General features: G+C 72.6%; 17 protein-coding genes. 4 read left to right on the forward strand and 13 right to left on the reverse strand.

Features of this window, described 5'->3' with window-relative positions:
- Window positions 1–5 precede the first annotated feature (5 nt).
- The 6 genes from fbaA to AB8735_RS18825 all read right to left on the reverse strand — a co-directional run bounded on the left by fbaA (window position 6) and on the right by AB8735_RS18825 (window position 4,925).
- Window positions 6–1,031, reverse strand: coding sequence for a class II fructose-bisphosphate aldolase (gene fbaA / locus AB8735_RS18800; protein ID WP_344018577.1), 1,026 nt, complete (start codon window positions 1,029–1,031; stop codon window positions 6–8).
- 202 nt (window positions 1,032–1,233) lie between these two features.
- On the reverse strand, window positions 1,234–1,770 hold the full coding sequence (gene pyrE / locus AB8735_RS18805; RefSeq protein ID WP_344018574.1) for an orotate phosphoribosyltransferase: 537 nt from the start codon (window positions 1,768–1,770) through the stop codon (window positions 1,234–1,236).
- Window positions 1,771–1,780: 10 nt separating this feature from the next.
- Window positions 1,781–2,578 carry an aldose 1-epimerase gene (locus AB8735_RS18810; RefSeq protein WP_344018572.1) on the reverse strand — a complete coding sequence of 266 codons (798 nt, stop codon included), beginning with the start codon at window positions 2,576–2,578 and terminating at the stop codon, window positions 1,781–1,783.
- Window positions 2,579–2,648: 70 nt separating this feature from the next.
- Window positions 2,649–3,419 (reverse strand): SRPBCC family protein, encoded by a 771-nt coding sequence (locus AB8735_RS18815; RefSeq protein WP_344018570.1) that lies wholly within the window; start codon window positions 3,417–3,419, stop codon window positions 2,649–2,651.
- Between the two features lie 152 nt (window positions 3,420–3,571).
- Complete coding sequence (locus AB8735_RS18820) at window positions 3,572–4,222, reverse strand: NAD(P)-dependent oxidoreductase (protein WP_372408540.1); 651 nt, start codon at window positions 4,220–4,222, stop codon at window positions 3,572–3,574.
- A 52-nt stretch (window positions 4,223–4,274) separates the two neighbouring features.
- Window positions 4,275–4,925, reverse strand: a complete 651-nt coding sequence (locus tag AB8735_RS18825; RefSeq protein WP_372408541.1) for a DsbA family protein — start codon at window positions 4,923–4,925, stop codon at window positions 4,275–4,277.
- Window positions 4,926–5,043: 118 nt separating this feature from the next.
- Here AB8735_RS18825 and AB8735_RS18830 point away from each other — a divergent pair, with 118 nt between their 5' ends.
- Window positions 5,044–5,925 carry a helix-turn-helix domain-containing protein gene (locus AB8735_RS18830; RefSeq protein ID WP_372408543.1) on the forward strand — a complete coding sequence of 294 codons (882 nt, stop codon included), beginning with the start codon at window positions 5,044–5,046 and terminating at the stop codon, window positions 5,923–5,925.
- Window positions 5,926–5,931: 6 nt separating this feature from the next.
- On the opposite strand, the gene AB8735_RS18835 is transcribed toward AB8735_RS18830, so the two are convergent.
- From AB8735_RS18835 to AB8735_RS18845, 3 genes are all read right to left on the reverse strand, one after another.
- Window positions 5,932–7,422 carry a polyamine aminopropyltransferase gene (locus AB8735_RS18835; RefSeq protein ID WP_372408544.1) on the reverse strand — a complete coding sequence of 497 codons (1,491 nt, stop codon included), beginning with the start codon at window positions 7,420–7,422 and terminating at the stop codon, window positions 5,932–5,934.
- A gap of 126 nt (window positions 7,423–7,548) precedes the next feature.
- A complete protein-coding gene (locus tag AB8735_RS18840) occupies window positions 7,549–8,088 on the reverse strand; it encodes a DUF2617 family protein (RefSeq protein WP_344018559.1) in 540 nt (179 codons plus the stop codon).
- Window positions 8,089–8,453: 365 nt separating this feature from the next.
- Window positions 8,454–9,686, reverse strand: a complete 1,233-nt coding sequence (locus tag AB8735_RS18845) for an aminotransferase class I/II-fold pyridoxal phosphate-dependent enzyme (RefSeq protein ID WP_372408545.1) — start codon at window positions 9,684–9,686, stop codon at window positions 8,454–8,456.
- A gap of 318 nt (window positions 9,687–10,004) precedes the next feature.
- On the opposite strand from AB8735_RS18845, the gene AB8735_RS18850 reads away from it, so the two are divergent.
- Window positions 10,005–11,228: a hypothetical protein gene (locus AB8735_RS18850; RefSeq protein ID WP_344018554.1), complete on the forward strand. Its 1,224-nt coding sequence runs from the start codon at window positions 10,005–10,007 to the stop codon at window positions 11,226–11,228.
- Window positions 11,229–11,262: 34 nt separating this feature from the next.
- On the opposite strand, the gene AB8735_RS18855 is transcribed toward AB8735_RS18850, so the two are convergent.
- Window positions 11,263–11,811 (reverse strand): YbjN domain-containing protein, encoded by a 549-nt coding sequence (locus AB8735_RS18855; protein WP_372408546.1) that lies wholly within the window; start codon window positions 11,809–11,811, stop codon window positions 11,263–11,265.
- Between the two features lie 117 nt (window positions 11,812–11,928).
- Window positions 11,929–14,559, reverse strand: coding sequence for an ATP-dependent chaperone ClpB (clpB, locus tag AB8735_RS18860; RefSeq protein ID WP_372408547.1), 2,631 nt, complete (start codon window positions 14,557–14,559; stop codon window positions 11,929–11,931).
- 253 nt (window positions 14,560–14,812) lie between these two features.
- Between clpB and AB8735_RS18865 the strand changes: the two genes are divergently transcribed.
- Window positions 14,813–15,229 (forward strand): TIGR03618 family F420-dependent PPOX class oxidoreductase, encoded by a 417-nt coding sequence (locus tag AB8735_RS18865; RefSeq protein WP_344018548.1) that lies wholly within the window; start codon window positions 14,813–14,815, stop codon window positions 15,227–15,229.
- A gap of 14 nt (window positions 15,230–15,243) precedes the next feature.
- On the forward strand, window positions 15,244–15,378 hold the full coding sequence (locus AB8735_RS18870; protein WP_372408548.1) for a hypothetical protein: 135 nt from the start codon (window positions 15,244–15,246) through the stop codon (window positions 15,376–15,378).
- 146 nt (window positions 15,379–15,524) lie between these two features.
- Here AB8735_RS18870 and AB8735_RS18875 read toward each other — a convergent pair whose 3' ends face one another.
- A complete protein-coding gene (locus tag AB8735_RS18875; RefSeq protein WP_372408549.1) occupies window positions 15,525–16,568 on the reverse strand; it encodes a hypothetical protein in 1,044 nt (347 codons plus the stop codon).
- A gap of 138 nt (window positions 16,569–16,706) precedes the next feature.
- Window positions 16,707–17,159 carry a heat shock protein transcriptional repressor HspR gene (locus AB8735_RS18880; protein ID WP_344018677.1) on the reverse strand — a complete coding sequence of 151 codons (453 nt, stop codon included), beginning with the start codon at window positions 17,157–17,159 and terminating at the stop codon, window positions 16,707–16,709.
- Window position 17,160: the final 1 nt, after the last annotated feature.

Here is a 17,160-nt window from a genome sequence, read left to right on the forward strand (position 1 = left end):
ACCGCTTACTTGCCGAGCTTGGTGCCCGTCGAGCGCAGGTCGGCGCAGGCCTTGGTGACGCGCTCGGCCATGCCGGCCTCGGCCAGCTTGCCCCAGGTCCGCGGGTCGTAGGTCTTCTTGTTGCCGACCTCGCCGTCGACCTTCAGGACGCCGTCGTAGTTCTGGAACATGTGGGCCGCCACCGGACGCGTGAAGGCGTACTGGGTGTCGGTGTCGAGGTTCATCTTCACGACGCCGTTCTCCAGCGCGGTGCGGATCTCGTCCTCGGTGGAGCCGGAGCCGCCGTGGAAGACGAAGTCGAACGGGTCCTGCTTGCCGTGCTTGGCGGCGATGCCGTCCTGGAGGTCGCGGAGGAGCTCGGGGCGGAGGACGACGTTGCCCGGCTTGTAGACGCCGTGGACGTTGCCGAAGGAGGCGGCCAGCAGGTAGCGGCCCTTCTCGCCCAGGCCCAGGGCCTCGGCGGTCTTCTCCACGTCGGCGACGGTGGTGTACAGCTCGTCGTTGATCTCGTGGGTGACGCCGTCCTCCTCGCCGCCGGTCGGGGTGATCTCGACCTCGAGGATGATCTTCGCCTTCACGGCCTCGGCGAGCAGTTCCTTCGCGATGGCGAGGTTCTCGTCGAGCTTCTCGGCGGAGCCGTCCCACATGTGGGACTGGAACAGCGGGTTCTGGCCGGCGGCCACGCGCTCCTGGGAGATCTTCAGCAGCGGGCGGACGTAGCCGTCCAGCTTGTCCTTGGGGCAGTGGTCGGTGTGCAGCGCGATGTTGACCGGGTACTTCTTGGCCACGACGTGCGCGAACTCGGCCAGCGCGACGGCGCCGGAGACCATGTCCTTGCTGTACTGCCCGCCCAGGAACTCCGCGCCACCGGTGGAGATCTGGATGATGCCGTCGCTCTCCGCCTCGGCGAAGCCGCGCAGCGCGGCGTGCAGAGTCTGGGTCGAGGTCACATTGATGGCCGGGTAGGCGAACTTGCCTGCCTTCGCCCGGTCGAGCATCTCGTTGTAGACCTCGGGGGTTGCGATGGGCATCTGTCCGCTCCTTGTGATGTGCGGGTGGGCTTGGGGGTGCCCTGACCTAGGGGGCGACGTTCATCGTCGTCCCCATCTTCCCAGACTCCCCGAATTGCTCCACATGGTGCATCCGCCAGATACGGCGGCAGATACGACGGCGGGCGCGTGGTTTCACGTGAAACCACGCGCCCGCCGGGGACGCCTCTGCGAAAACCGCAGGTCAGGCCAGGTCGAGGTCGGCCAGCTGGTAGCCGGTGACGTACTGCAGACCGGCGTCGGCGATGGCCTGGGCCGCACCGCGGTCGACGATCGTGGCGACCGCGACGACCTCCGCGCCCGCCTCGCGGGCCGCCTCGACGGCGGTCAGCGGGGAGCCGCCGGTGGTCGAGGTGTCCTCGACGACCAGGACGCGGCGGCCCTTGATGTCCGGGCCCTCGATGCGGCGCTGCATGCCGTGCGTCTTCTGCGCCTTGCGGACGACGAACGCGTCGAGCGTGCGGCCGCGCGCTGCGGCGGCGTGCAGCATCGACGTGGCGACCGGGTCGGCGCCGAGGGTCAGCCCGCCCACCGCGTCGTACTCCAGGTCGGCGGTGGCGTCCAGCATCACCTGGCCGACCAGCGGGGCGGCCTCGGCGTCCAGGGTGATCCGGCGCAGGTCGATGTAGTAGTCGGCCTCCTTGCCGGAGGAGAGGGTCACCTTGCCGTGGACGACGGCCTTGTCCTTGATCTGCTGAAGCAGGGCGTCACGCGCGTTCATGGGGATGAGCTTAGGCCAGCGTCCGCCAGGTCCACGTCGTGGAGATCTCCAGCGGATCGATGGGGGTGACCAGACGCGGCAGGGTGTTGAGCCCGTTCGGCGGGCCCGACTGCGGCTCCACGCAGACGGCCTCGGCCTGCTCGTCGTAGACGACGACCCACTCGGCGCGGCTGGTGACGGTCAGTTCCAGGGCCCCCGGCCAGGTGAGGGTCACCCGCACCCCGTCGGGCATCCCGAAACAGTCGTCCCAGGGGCCGGACTTGGGGTCGATGCGACGGCCGGTGGGCAGGTGGTCGTCCCCGCGTTCCTCCTGCCAGGCGGGGGCGAAGTCGATCTCGACATCGCCGCCGGTGCCGAGGTTGCGCCGGAACCACGGGTGCCAGCCGGCCTGGGCCGGGAAGGAGTCCTCGGCCGCCTCGACGCCCATGGTGAGCGTCAGGGAATCCTCGGCCAGTTCTGCCATCTGGGTGACGCGGCCGGGGTACGGCCAGGCCGTGTCGGCCAGGTCGTAGGTGAACGCGGCGAAGGCGTCCTCCGCGCGGACCGTGCGCCAGGGCACGTCGCGGCCCGTGCCGTGGATGGCGTGGGGCGGGTGGTTGACGGGCATCTGGTGCGTCTCGGCGCCGTTGCGGAAACGGCCGTGGTCGATGCGGCCGCACCAGGGGACCATCGGGAAGGCGCCGTACGAGGGCCCCTGCCGGAGGAGTTCGGTGCCGTCGACGCGGAGGCTGGAGAGGCGGCAGCCGTTCTCCGTGTCCACGATGGCTCGGGCGGGGCCGGCGGTGAGGGTGGTCTGAGCGTTCGTCACGAGTCCGACGATAGGTCGGCGGCAGCACGCCGCGCGCGCCGTCCCCGGACGCCGGGCGGGGAGAGAACCCTCAACGCCGGCGCCGCAGCACCCGTCCCACCACCACCGCCGACGCCAGGGCCACCGCCGCCGCCGGAGCCGCCCAGCGCAGGGCGGCGCGGCCCGTGGTCGTCTCCGGGGCGGGGACAGGGGCGTACCGCCCCCGCGGCGGCGCGTGGTCGACCTCCTCCGCGCTGCGGCCGATCATCGTGCGGCGGGCGTGGGCCGCCTCCGCCGGCGGCTCGTCGTCCTCGACGACCTCGGCGACGACGTCCTCGACCACCTCGGCCACGACCTCCGCCACCACGTCCTCGGCGGTGACCGGCTCCACGCCGGCGGCCGGGGCGTCGTCGTCCGCCTCCTGCCCCAGCGTCCCGGCCAGCGCGGTCGCGAAGCGGTCCAGGAGGCGACGGGCCGCCGCCAGGGCCGTGCGGTCGTCGACCTCGGCCAGGCGTCCTGCGCGGGCCATCGTTCCGGTGCAGGTCAGCCGGGTGCCGCCGGGGACCTGCGCGGGGACCGCGAGCAGGGTGAGAGTCACCGAGGCCGAGCCGCGCGCCTCCGTGCCCTCGGCCGTCAGCTCGTACGCGCCGTCCCGCTCGGCCAGCCGGAGCGTCCCCCGGTAGGTGATCGTCGATCCGCCGATGCGCAGCCGCAGCCGCCCGGCGACGACGGCAGCCTGCGCGTCCCCCGCCTCTCCCGCGTCCCGCTGGAGGCCCGGGACGCACCGGGCGACCCGCTCGGGATCGGAGAGGGCCCGCCGGACGTCGGCGACGGGAAACGGAACGAAAACCTCATGCTCCATGGCAAACGAGCCTACCCACCGGTTTCCCCGGCAGGGACTCCCCGGTCGGATCCGGTGGAAGTTTCCGACGGAAGGCGACCTTCCGCCGACCGTGGCCGCCGGTCCGGGACGATCGGCGATCACACGGCCGGCGGAACGGCCGAAGATCCACGTCAGTCGGCCACCGTGAAGCGCTCGCCGACGTGCTGCGGCTTCTCGATCTCGTCGATGAGGGCGACGGCGTAGTCCTCGGTGGAGATGCGGCTCTTGCCGTTCTCGTCCACGACGAGGTCGTCGAGACCGGTGCGGTAGGTGCCGCTGCGCTCGCCGGGCTCGATGGTGCCGGCGGGGCTGACGTTGGTCCAGCGGACGTCGGTCACCGTGCGGTAGAAGTCCAGCGCGTCACCATGGGCGTGCATGATCTGGAGCAGGAACTCCGGCAGGCCCTCGGTGTCCCAGACCTGCTTGCCGTCGGGGGTGCGCAGCGAGCCGGCGCCGCCGACCGCGATCAGCCGCGGCGCGGCGTCGCCCAGCGTGCGCAGCCCCGCGACCAGGGACTCGGCGGCCGGCTTGATGGTGGCGAGGTGGCCGGGGCCGTCACCGCCGCCGACCGCGCTGACCACGACGTCCTGGCCCTTGGCCACCGCGGCCACGGACGCGGGGTCGAGGACGTCACCGGTCACGACGGTGAGGGCGGGGTGCTCGACGGTGACCTTGGAGGGGTCGCGGACGACGGCCGTCACCTGGTGGCCGCGGTCCAGCGCCTCGCGCAGGACGCGGCTGCCGATCGTGCCGTTGGCGCCGAAGAGAGCGATCTTCGCCATGGGAATCTCCTGAGGGATCGAGAAGGGAGGGGAGGAAAGGGAGGAAGGGGATTTACGCGCCGGATCCATGCTCGTCGAGAGCCCTGGTCAGCGCACGGGCGGACGTGGTCGGTCCGCCGAGCCGCCGCACCGTGCCGTCGGCGGCGTGCAGCAGCAGGGTGGGGAAGCTGTCCACGCCGAGCCGGCGGACCTCGCGGAAGCCGGCCTGGGCCGCCTGCCGGGTCGCGGGCAGGGCGTACGCCGCGGCGGCCGCCTCCGCGTCCACACCGCCGGCGTCGTCGGCGACGGCCTTGAGCGTCGCCGGGTCGGACAGGCTCAGCCCGCCCTGGTACCAGGCCCGCTGCAGGGCGCCGGCCAGCTCCAGCGTCCTCTCCGGCGCCTGCAGGGACAGGGCGACCAGCGCGGTCGCCGCGTCGGCCGAGTCGAGGACGGTCGTGCCCTCGGCCACCGCCCGCCGGTAGGCCGGGCCGAAGACCGCGCCGATCAGTTCGGCGATCCGCGCGTCGGACTGCGGGATGTAGGAGGCGTAGGCGCCCACCGGCTGGGCGCGGGCGCCGGTGAAGAGGCCGCCGCTGAGCACCCGCAGGTCCAGGCGGTCGGCGTTCACCGCGGCGAACTCCCGCACCGTGGGGCCGAAGCCGTAGCACCATCCGCAGTAGGCGTCGAACGCGTATGTGACCTTGTGCCGGGGCTGCTGTGCCATGTCGTTCACCTCTTCACCGAAGTCGAAGTCGAAGTCGTTTCTCTGTCAACCACTCTTGTGATTGACCTCAACGTTAGGCAGCGGAAACCCCTCCCACCAGGTACGCTCGGGTCTCCTCATGGTGAAAAAACGACACGACGCCATCGTCGAGCTCACCTATACGCCCCCGCCCGGCACCCCGGCGGGCGTCGAGGTGATGACCGTCGCCGAGCTGCGCGCCCGCGCCGCCGAAGGACTGCTGCAACGACCGCAGCGGCTCGACTTCCACCAGCTGGTCGTCGTCGACTCCGGCGCCGCCGGCCACACCGTGGACTTCACCGGCTACTGGCTGACCGAGGGCTCGGTGCTGTGGGTGCGCCCCGGCCAGGTGCAGAGCTTCGGGGACGCCACCCGCATCGAGGGCACGGTGATCCTGGTGCAGCCCGGCTTCCTGCCGCCCGGCAGCACGGTCGCCGTCATGGCCGACGACCCGTTCCACCCGGTGCTCTGGCAGCCGGTCGGCGACGACCTGGAGGCCGTGTCCCTCGCGGTCCGGCACCTGGCGGCCGACTTCCGCACCGGCGCCGGGCTGCCCCCCGCCGTCCACGCCGACGTGCTGCGCCATCTGCTGTCCGTGCTGGTGCTGCGGCTCGCGCACCTCACGGCGCCGGTGGGCAGCCGGGTCGCGGCACCGGGGGACGCCTTCGTCCGCTTCCGGGCCGCCGTGGAACGGGACTTCGCGACCAGCCACCGGGTCGCGGACTACGCCCGCGCGCTGGGGTTCGCGCCGCGCACGCTGGCGCGGGCGACGCTGGCGGCGGCGGGCATGGGGGCGAAGGAGTTCATCGACCGGCGGGTGATGCTGGAGGCCAAACGGTTGCTGGCGCACAGTGATCTGCCGGTCGTCAGGGTCGGCGAGCGGATCGGGTTCGAGGACGCGGCGAACTTCTCGAAGTTCTTCCAGCAGCGCGCCGGGCTCGCCCCCGGCGCCTTCCGCACGGCGGCCCGCCGGACCGCATGACCGGGCTCACTCCCCGTACCGGGGGTGCATCAGCGTGGACGGCGCCGCGCCCCCGCCCTCCAGGGCCCGCACCCCGTCCGGCACCCCGGCCCGCGACCGGCCCGCGAGGACGAACGCCCAGCCCCCGCCCGTCCCCGCGGTCCGGTACGGCCGGGTGCACAGGCCCACCGACCGCACGGTCGCATCCACGGTCCTGATGTCGTGCCGGACGTCGGGCACCTCCCCCACCCGCCCCGCGTGCACCACGAGCCGCCCCTCGTCGCCCAACTGCCGTGCCACCAGCCCGTAGAACTCCTGCGAGTACAGCTTCGCGCCCCCCGTGCCCTCGGGCCCCGGCAGATCGCAGACCACCACGTCGTACGCCCGCCCGGGCCCCTCCGGGATCCGGGCGCGCAGCCACTCGAAGGGGTCGGCGTGCACCACGGCGACCCTCGGATCCTCGTAGGCCCGGCCGTTGAGCCGGACGAACCGGGCGTCCGTGCGGGCCAGCCGGACCACGGTCGCGTCGGGATCGACGACGGTCACCGCCGCCACACCGCCATACCGCAGCACCTCGTGCACCGCGATGCCGTCGCCCCCACCAAGCACCAGGACCCGCCGGCGCGGTCCCGCCATCGCGGGGCGCACCAGCGCCTCGTGGTAGCGCGAGGGCTCGCCGGCGGCGCGCAGCCGGCCGTCCAGGAAGAGCGCGGGCGGCCGGCCCCCCGCGTCGCCGCCGGTGAGCACCACCTCCTTCATGCCGGTCCGCACGGCCACCCGCACGTCCGCCCCGTAGACCGCCTGCCGGGCGGCCCGCTCGAACGGACCGCTGAGCGCCGAGCAGAGCGCGAGCAGCGCGAGCACCAGCCCGTTGGCCGCCATCACCGCCCAGCGGGCCCGCGCGCTCAGGTCGCCACGGAACAGCCACAGCACCAGCGCCCCGCCGGCCACGGCGTTGACCGCGCCGGTGACCAGGGCGCCCGTCAACTGGCCCAGGACGGGCAGCAGAAGGAAGGGGAAGGCGAGCCCGCCCACCAGCGCGCCCACATAGTCGGCGGCGAAGAGGTCGGCAACCGCGCCGCCCGCGTCCTGCCGCCGGATCCGCTGGATCAGGGTCATCAGCAGCGGCACCTCGGCCCCGGTGAGCACCCCGATGAGCAGCGAGAACCCCACGAGCGCCGGCCAGGCCCGGCCGTACCAGGCGAAGCAGGCGTACAGCGCCATCGCCGACAGACCGCCCGCCAGGGCGAGCACCGCCTCCACCGCCGCGAAGCCGAGCGCGGCGCGGGCGCGCAGCCGCTTGGCGAGCAGGGAGCCGACCCCCATGGCGAAGACCATCACCGAGAGCACGACGGACGCCTGGGTGACGGAGTCGCCGATGAGGTACGAGGCCAGGGCGACCAGTTCCAGCTCGTACACCAACCCGCAGGCGGCGCAGATGAAGACGGTGGTCAGCACGAGGAGGCGGCCGATCCCGGCCGGTACGGGCAGTCGCGCGGGTACCGGACGGTAGATCATGCGGGAACGCTACGTCACGATCCGGCATCGCCCTGTCACCCACACGAGTTCAATGCTCATGATCCTCGCGCGAGTTGACGGCACTCCCGGCCACGCTCCCGTTCGCCAGGGGGCTCGCGCGGGGCGTTACGCGGCGCCCGGCGCACCGAGGGGTGCGCAGCCTCCGCGCACTCCCACCCGGGTGCGGGTGACGACGAGGCGTCCCTCCTGCGGATACGCGTGCCAGGTGCGCCAGCTGACCTGGCCGTCGCGCCGCTGGGCGAGCAGCGCGGTGAAGGCGTGCGGGTCCCCCGGAAACGTTCCGGCCAGCCCCTGGGGGTGCTCGGCGACCAGCGCCAGGAGCTCCTGCGCACGCCCCGCGAACGAGCAGCGCGACAGGGTCTCGACCCGGGCCGCGAATTCGTACTCCCAGGCGCCGACGCGCTTCGCCACGCCCAGGGGGAGCGGGGTACTGCTGCCGGGTATACAGGCGACCGTCTCCGAACAGGCTCCGCTCCCCTCCTCCAGCAGGACCTGATGGGAGGCCCCGAGCAGCCGCAACTGGACGGACGCCCGGTCGAGTTGGAGATCGAGAACGGCCAGCGCCGGGAGAGGCTCCCGGCCCAGGCACCAGGCGAGGTCGGCCGCACGGGTATCGGTGTAGCTGGTCTTGAGGGTGGTGAGCATGGGTCGGCTCCGCGAGCGAACAGTGGGGGATGGCCGGCCCGCCCCGAGGAGGACCAGGTCTTCGAGTACGCCGGTCATGCCCGCTCCGGAGGCTCCCTGATCCGGCGAAGGCGTTTCCGGGATTCCCGGGGGGTTTCTCCAAACGTCTCCGGACGCTGCCCTGATCGGACGCTGCCCTGATCGAGAGGAAATCATGAAGCCATCGACGCCCACAGCATTTTTACCCATCATCGTCGATTTTCCATCCACGCGTGGGCCCGACAGTTCAAGTGTTCAACCGAAAAGCGCCCGGCGGGAGTTGGCCTCCCTCCGGGCGCATATGCGGGTGGACCTGCGCCACTTGCAAATCCCCTGTTCAAAGGAGATCAGCCGCTGCTGACCAGCCGTTCCACCGCCGTGCGGACCGAGTCCTCGCTCCGGCAGAACGAGAATCGCACCAGATGGGACGGGGCGCCGGGGCGCACCCAGAAGGCGGAGGTGGGAATGGCCACCACCCCGGCGCGCGAAGGGAGTTCACGGCAGAATCGCACGCCGTCCCCGTGCCCCCACGCGCGGATGTCCGCCTGGAGGAAATACCCGGCGTCCGCCCGGTACGGACGCAACCCGGCGCGCGCCAGTCCCTCGCTCAGCAGGTCGCGGTTGCGCCCCAGGGTCCGCCGCACCTCCGCGGCCCACTCCTCCACGCCCCCCAGGGCCCGCGCCAGCGCCTCCTGATAGGGCGTGCCGGAGGCGTAGGTGAGGAACTGCTTCACCCCGGCGACCGCCGCCAGCAGCCCCGCCGGGCCGCACACCCAGCCGATCTTCCAGCCGGTGACGCTGAACGTCTTGCCCGCCGACGAGATGGTGAGCGTCCGCTCCCGCATCCCCGGCAGCGCGGCGATCGTGCGGTGCGCGCCGGCGGAAGCGTCATCGAAGACCAGGTGCTCGTACACCTCGTCCGTCACCACCACGAGGTCGTGCTCCCGGCAGACCGCGGCGACGGCGTCCAGCTCGTCCGGGGTGAACACCTTGCCCGTCGGGTTGTGCGGGGTGTTCAGCAGCAGGACGCGGGTGCGCGGCGTGACGGCCGCCCGCAGCGCGTCCGCGTCCAGGACGAACCGGTCCCCGTCCTCCACCAGCGGCACGGCCACCAGCTTCGCACCCGCGAAGCGGGCCCCCGCCGGATAGGCGTCGTAGCAGGGGTCGAAGGCGATCACCTCGTCGCCCGGGTCGCACAGCCCGAGCAGCGCCGCCGCGAGCGCCTCGGTGGCCCCGGTGGTCACCAGCACCTCGTCCCGCGGGTCGTACGCCAGCCCGTAGCGCCGCAGCTGGTGCGCCGCCACGGCCTCCCGCAGCGCGGGCGCGCCGTGCGCCGGCGGGTACTGGTTGGCGCCCGACCGCACCGCCTCCGCCACGTCCGCCAGCAGTTCCGGGGGACTGGGCAGCTCCGGGACGCCCTGCCCGAGGTTCACCGCGCCGGTGCTCCGCGCCAGCTCGGTCATCTCCGTGAAGACGGAGGTGCCCAGACCGGCGACCCGCGCCGCGGGCCGCCATCGCGCGCCCGGCGCGCCCTCGTCCGTACCGCCCGCGCCGTACGCGCCCGTACCGTCCACGCCCATCAAGCCCTCCCCGATCGGTCCTCGACCTGCGGTCCTTGATCGCCCCCACGATAGGCGGGCCCCCGCCCGTCCGGCACTTGAGGACGGAGCCCGGACAGGCGCGGCGCCGGGCGGACCCGTGCGCCGAGTGGGTGGAAGCCGCGCCGCGTACGGGCGTGACATGTCGCGCGCGCGAGACGCCCGACGCATGGTCGGTATGCCCGCCCGTTCCGTACCGGCGCCGTCCCCGGCGCCCGACCGGTCACGCCGCCCGGAGTCCACCGGTGCCGGCCCGGCCGCTCCCCCGGCCGGCCCGGGGAGGTGCCCCGAGGAGGTCCCGTGTCAGCCGGCCCCGTCGTCAACCCCGGCGCGACGCCCGTCCGCGCACCGGAACCGAGCCGCGTCCCCGGCGACCGTCCCCTCGGCCGCACGGACCGGGTGCGCGAGGCCCTGCGCCGCGCACTGCCCGCGCTGGGGCTCTACGCCTCGGCCCGGCTGCTCGGCCTCGCCATGATGGCCGGCTGGGCCTGGTCCACCGGCCGCCACCCGCGCACGCTGCTCGGCCACTCCTGGGACGGCATCTGGTACGCGGGCATCGCCCGCAACGGATACGGGCTCGTCCTGCCCTCCCCCACCAGCCGCGGGGTGATCTTCAACGACCTCGCGTTCTTCCCGCTGTTCCCCGGCCTCGTGCACACCGTGACGGTGCTGACCCCGTTCTCCGTCGTCTCCGCCCAGCTGGTCGTCTCCTGGAGCTCGGCCGTCGCCGCGGCCTGGGGGATCTACGCGGTCGGGGAGCGGCTGTACGGCCGGCGGACCGGCACCTGGCTCGTCCTGCTGTGGGGCCTGCTGCCGCACGCCATCGTGCAGACGATGGGCTACACCGAGTCCCTGATGACCGCGCTCGCCGCCTGGTGCCTGTACGCGGCCGTCACCGGCCGGCCCGTGTGGGCCGGCGGTCTGGCCCTGACCGCCGGGCTCTCCCGGCCCAACGCCGTCGCCGTGGCCGCCGCCCTGATCTGCGCCACCGCGCTCGTCCTGTGGCGCGACCCGCTCGCGCGCGGCGACCGGCGGCTGTGGGCCGGCGCCGCGCTCGCCCCGCTGGGCTGGGCGGGCTACGTCCTCTGGGCCGGCATCCGCTCCGGCGACGGACCGCTCGGCTACTTCGCCGTGCAACGGCGCTGGGGATCGCGCTTCGACTTCGGCGCGGACGCGTTCCGCTTCGTCCGCCACCTGTTCACCGGCCGGGACTTCCTCTGCTACTACGGCTCGCTGGCCGTCCTCGTCGTCGCCTCCGTCGCGCTCGTGCTGTTCGTCCTGGAGCGGCCGCCCGCCCTGCTGCTGGTCTACGTGCTGGTGCTGTGCGTCATCGCGGTCGGCGGCTCCAGCTACTTCGCGTCCAAACCGCGCTTCCTCATCCCCGCCTTCCCGCTGCTGCTGCCGCTGGCCCTGGGGATGACGAGAGCCCGGCCGCGCACCGTCGTGGTGACGGTCGGCGCGCTGGCCGGGCTCTCGTTCGTCTACGGGACGTATCTGGTGACGATCGCCCGCATCCCGATGTGAGGCTGCACCTCGTGAGGACTATGCAGCGTGAGGACTACGCGTCGGCGTCGCCCTCGCCGTTCCCGCCGTTCTCGCCGTCCTCCAGCTCCTCCTCCAGGCCCAGCTGCTCCACGAGCCACTTGTCGAACTCGACGGAGGCACGGACCCAGCTGACGGTGCTGGAGACGAAGTGCTCCAGGGACACCCCGACGCCGATCAGCATCTGCGCCTCGCCGATCAGGCGGACGGTGCCGTCGTCGTTGGTGTGCGTGTAGACCTTGGGCCACAGGGTGCGGCGGTTCCAGTCGTCGATGACCTCCAGCAGCTTCGACTTCTCGTCGATGCCGTGCGGCCGGTCGTAGAACGTCCGCACCGAGAAGACCTGCTGCTCCTCCTCGCCGCGGAACATGAAGTACGTACGGAACTGCTCCCACGGAGCCGCGAGGTCACCCTCGTCGTCGACGAGGAACTTCAGCTCCATCTGCTCCAGGAGCTGCTTGACCAGGTCCTGGTCGGGGATGACGGGGCCGGCCGGGCCCGTCTCTTCGGGCTGCGGCTCGGGCTGGCCCCCGAAATTAGGAATCGAGGACGGGTCGATGCTCACCGTGGATTTCCCTTCGTACGATTGCCGCCATCCTCCCCCACACCAGCCCCTGCCCCGCAACCCCCGGCGCATGCGTCTCCATCGACCACGCGGCCGGGGGCGTTCCCGGGGGCGTGCTTACGCCGTCCGGACGGGCCGCACCGTGAGGCCCTCCTCACCGGGATTCCGCTCGACGCGAACCGTGTCGCCGTCGCGGACGTCGCCGGCCAGGATCGCGCGGGCGAGCCGGTCGCCGATGGCGGTCTGCACCAGGCGGCGCAGCGGGCGGGCGCCATAGGTCAGGTCGGCGGCGCCGGGCTCCTCGTCGTGGCCCAGCGCGGCCAGCCAGTGCAGCGCGGCCGCGTCGACGTCGAGGGTGAGCCGGCGGTCGGCGAGGCGCTTCTGCAGCTGCGCGATCTGGATCTGGGCGATCCGCTCCAGCTGGCCGCTGCCCAGCGGGTGGAAGACCACGATGTCGTCGAGGCGGTTGAGGAACTCGGGGCGGAAGGAGGCCCGTACGGTCTCCAGCACCTTCTCCTTCTTCTGCTCCTCCTTGAGCAGCGGGTCCACCAGGAAGGTGGAGCCGAGGTTGGAGGTCAGGATGAGGATGGTGTTGCGGAAGTCCACCGTCCGGCCCTGGCCGTCGGTGAGCCGGCCGTCGTCCAGCACCTGGAGCAGGATGTCGAAGACCTCATGGTGGGCCTTCTCCACCTCGTCCAGCAGCACGACGGTGTACGGGCGGCGGCGGACGGCCTCGGTGAGCTGGCCGCCCTCCTCGTAGCCGACGTAGCCGGGGGGCGCGCCGACGAGGCGGGCCACGCTGTGCTGCTCGCTGTACTCGCTCATGTCGATGCGGACCATGGCCCGCTCGTCGTCGAAGAGGAAGTCCGCGAGGGCCTTGGCCAGTTCGGTCTTGCCGACGCCGGTGGGGCCGAGGAAGAGGAACGAGCCGGTCGGCCGGTCGGGGTCGGCGATCCCGGCCCGGCTGCGGCGCACGGCGTCGGAGACGGCCCGTACGGCCTCCTCCTGGCCGATCAGCCGCCGGCCGAGCTCCTCCTCCATGCGCAGCAGCTTCTGCGTCTCGCCCTCCAGCAGACGGCCGGCCGGGATGCCGGTCCAGGCGGCGACGACCTCGGCGATGTCGTCGGAGCCGACCTCCTCCTTGACCATGAGGTCCTTCGCCGCGGCCTCCTGCTCCGCCTCGGCCTCCGCCTTCGCGGCCTCCTCCAACTCCCGCTCCACCGCCGGGATCTCGCCGTAGAGCAGCTTGGAGGCGGTGTCGAAGTCGCCGTCGCGCTGGGCCCGTTCGGCCTGGCCGCGCAGGTCGTCCAGGCGCTCCTTGAGCTCGCCGACCCGGTTGAGGGACTGCTTCTCCTTCTCCCAGCGCGCGGTGAGGCCGCGCAACTCCTCCTCCTTGTCGGCCAGATCGCGGCGGAGCTTCGCCAGCCGCTCCTTGCTGGCCTCGTCCGTCTCGTTGCGCAGCGCCAGCTCCTCCATCTTCAGCCGGTCGACGGACCGCTGGAGCTCGTCGATCTCGACGGGCGAGGAGTCGATCTCCATGCGGAGCCGGGAGGCGGCCTCGTCGACGAGGTCGATGGCCTTGTCGGGGAGGAAGCGGGAGGTGATGTACCGGTCGGAGAGGGTGGCCGCGGCGACCAGTGCGCCGTCCGCGATCTGCACCTTGTGGTGCGCCTCGTAGCGCCCCTTGAGCCCGCGCAGGATCGCGATGGTGTCCTCGACGGACGGCTCGGCGACCAGCACCTGCTGGAAGCGCCGCTCCAGCGCCGGATCCTTCTCGATCCGCTCGCGGTACTCGTCCAGCGTCGTGGCGCCCACCATGCGCAGCTCGCCGCGCGCCAGCATCGGCTTGAGCATGTTGCCCGCGTCCATGGCGCCTTCGGAGGCGCCGGCGCCGACGACGGTGTGCAGCTCGTCGATGAACGTGATGATCTGGCCCTCGCTGGACCTGATCTCCGCGAGGACGGTCTTCAGCCGCTCCTCGAACTCGCCGCGGTACTTGGCGCCGGCGACCATCGCACCCAGGTCCAGCGAGACCAGCCGCTTGTTCCGCAGCGATTCGGGGACGTCGCCCTTCACTATCCGCTGTGCGAGCCCCTCGACGACGGCCGTCTTGCCGACGCCGGGCTCGCCGATGAGCACGGGGTTGTTCTTCGTCCGCCGCGACAGCACCTGCACCACGCGCCGGATCTCGTGATCCCGCCCGATGACGGGGTCGAGCTTGCCGTCCCGCGCCGCCGCGGTGAAGTCCGTACCGAACTTCTCCAGCGCCTTGTACGTACCCTCGGGGTCGGCCGTGGTGACCCGCTGGCCGCCGCGGGCCTTCTCGAAGGCGTCCAGCAGCCGCTTCGCGGAGGCGCCCTGCTGCTCCAGCAGCTCGCCCACCCGTCCGCCCTTCGCGGCGAGCCCGACCAGCAGGTGCTCGGTCGAGACGTACTCGTCCCCCAGATCCCGCGCCCGCTCGGCCGCGTCCACCAGCACGGCCTGCAGCTCCCGCGTCGGCTGCGGCGGCGCCACGGTGGACCCCTGCACGCTCGGCAGCCCGGCCAGCACGCGCTCGGCCCCGCCGCGCAGCACGGCGGCGTCCGCCTCGACGGCGGCCAGCAGATCCAGCAGATTCTCGTTCTCCTGCCCGGCGAGCAGGGCGAGCAGCAGGTGGGCGGGGGTCATATCGGCATGTCCGGCCGCCACGGCCCGCTCATGGGCGGCGCTCAGCGCCTCACGGCTCTTGTTGGTCAGCTCGGCATCCACGGTCGGGGGCTCCTCCTCGGGCTCGGCATGCATCCTGCCGTAAGCAACATGCGATAAGTTGAGTCTATTCCACTCAACCTTGGTTTGGGGAGGGCGTCGGGGCACACGCCCCTCTTGCGAGTGAAGCCCTGGGGAGAGCCGGGCGCCACCGCAGCCGCCACGCCGCCCACCACGCCGGGGGAGGCCCTTCGGGACCGCTTCCCGGCCATGGAGCCGCCGGAAGGGCGCCGGGCCGCCAACTACCCTGTCCCCCATGGCCCATGACCTGCACAACCTCCCCGACACCTACCTCACCTTCTGGCGCGAGCGGCATTTCCCGACGCTCACCACCCTCCGCCGGGACGGCAGCCCGCACGTCGTCCCCGTGGGCGCCACCTTCGACGCGGAGACGCGCACGGCCCGCGTCATCACCCGCAAGCAGAGCGTCAAGGTCACCAACGTCCTCGCCGCCGGGCCGGACGGGGCCCGGGTCGCCCTGTGCCAGGTCGCGCCGGGCGGCTCATGGGCCACGCTGGAGGGCAGGGCCGTCGTACGGACCGAGCCGGAGGCCGTCGCCGACGCGGTCGCCCGCTACGCCGAGCGCTACGGACGCACGCCCGAGCCCAATCCCGACCGGGTGCTCATAGAGATCGCCGTGACCCGCGCGATGGGGAACGTCCGCGGCATCTGAGCGACGATGGGGGCATGACGCACGACGCCCTCTTCGACGGGATCGCCATCGCGCCGGACCGCGAGCGGGGCACCCTGACCGTCTCGGGACCGGCGGTCCCCGAGGTCGTCGTGCGCCGGCCGTCATCAGACCGGGCAAGGGCCGGGTGAGCCGCCGCTCGTACCGGGTGGACGTGACGTACGACGGCGTCCGCCACCGGCTCGTCCCCGACTCCCGGGAGGGCAGCCGGCTGCTGCGGAACGGGCGCCCGGCCCATGTACCTGCTGGTGACCACGGCGATCGCGGACGCGCTGCCCTAGCCGCCCACGCGGGCGCTCGGCTGCTCGCCGCGCTGGGCCTGACGGGCGCGTTCGGCGACGGCGACGGCGACGGGGTTGAGGACGGAGACGTCCGGCGAAGGCAAGGTTTTGCCACCGTAGTTGAGCATGCTGATGACATTGCCGACTCGCACGGCGATGCCGACCATGGTGCCCAGCTTCTGGGTGACCCGCATCCCCGTGTACTGATCACCGACGGCCGGTACGGGAAGCTCGGACATCCCGCCCTTTGACGCCGCTTCCGCGATCAGACGGGCGTACGCCTTCGCCGCCGCGTCGGCGCTCGAATAAGCGACCGCGCCAACGGACACCTCCCCCTCCGATCCGGGCGGCTTGTACGCCGCCTCGGCCGCCCCCGTGGCACCCGCGCACGTCGGCTCGTCGGCCTTGCAGCCGTTCTCGAACGTCCCGGGGCTCTTCGCGCTCGTCCACCCGGCCGGCATGCTCCGCAGGTCCGGGACGATCGCCGCGACGCGGTCGTTGTCGAGCGAGGCCGTGACGGCGCCGGGGGCGGAACGCGCCGGAGCGCTCGGCGAGGAGGGCGACGAGGAATCGCCGCCACCCTGTCTCCCCCCGACCGCACGGTAGATCACGAAACCCGCCACCAGGATCACCACCAGCAACAGGACGACGAGGGCGATCCGCCACCCATTACCCGCCCCGGTCGCCGGCACGGCGGCCGTCCCCACCGAAATCGAGCCCTTCACCCGGCCGTTGACGTGGATATGGGTCTGATCGCGGCCCGCACTCGGGGCGACCAGGACCGTGGACGCCCGGTCCAGCTCGTACCGGAAGGCGGGATCGAGGTCGAGCAGCCCGACGACCACCGTCCGCGCCGCGGCCCGCGCCGCGGGATCGGCGGGGTTCGCGTCGATCCGGTTCAACGCGGCCCGCCCGTCGGGGGATTGACTCATCCGGCGTCGGACGAGATCGGCGACCCCCTGACCCAGGCCGCTGCCCGCCCCGCTCGCGACGGCGGTCAGCCACTGCACCGCGGCATCCGCCAGATTGCCCGCTTCCATGCGCCCCCCTGGGCCTCCGTCACGCGCTCCTCGGCCGACAGTATCCCCAACAAGCCTTTGACAGATGGAAGTTGCCCTCTCATGGCAGGAGGCCCGCCCCCTTCAGGGACGGGCCTCCTGGACAATCGAGCCGAGCGCTCAGCGCTCCCGCTTGCCCGGCCGCCAGACGACCAGCGCGCTGGTCTGCTGCACCTCCTGGTACGGGACGAGGTCCCGCCGGTAGGAGGCGTGCACCGCGGCCTCGCGCTGCTGCATCGCCGCGGCGGCACCCTCGACCACCGTCTGGAGCTCGGCGACGCGCTGCTGGAGCGCGGCCACCTGGTTCTCCAGCTCGATGATGCGCTTGATGCCGGCCAGGTTGATGCCCTCGTCCTGCGACAACTGCTGCACCTGGCGGAGCAGTTCGATGTCACGGGCCGAGTAGCGGCGGCCGCGCCCGGCCGTGCGGTCGGGGGAGACCAGGCCGAGGCGGTCGTACTGCCTGAGGGTCTGCGGGTGCAGCCCCGAGAGCTGGGCCGCGACGGAGATGACGTACACCGGTGACTCGTCGGTCAGCTCGTAGGGGTTACGACGGCGTCCGTCGCCGTTCATC

The organism is Streptomyces luteireticuli, assembly GCF_041519305.1.
GTDB lineage: Bacteria > Actinomycetota > Actinomycetes > Streptomycetales > Streptomycetaceae > Streptomyces > Streptomyces luteireticuli.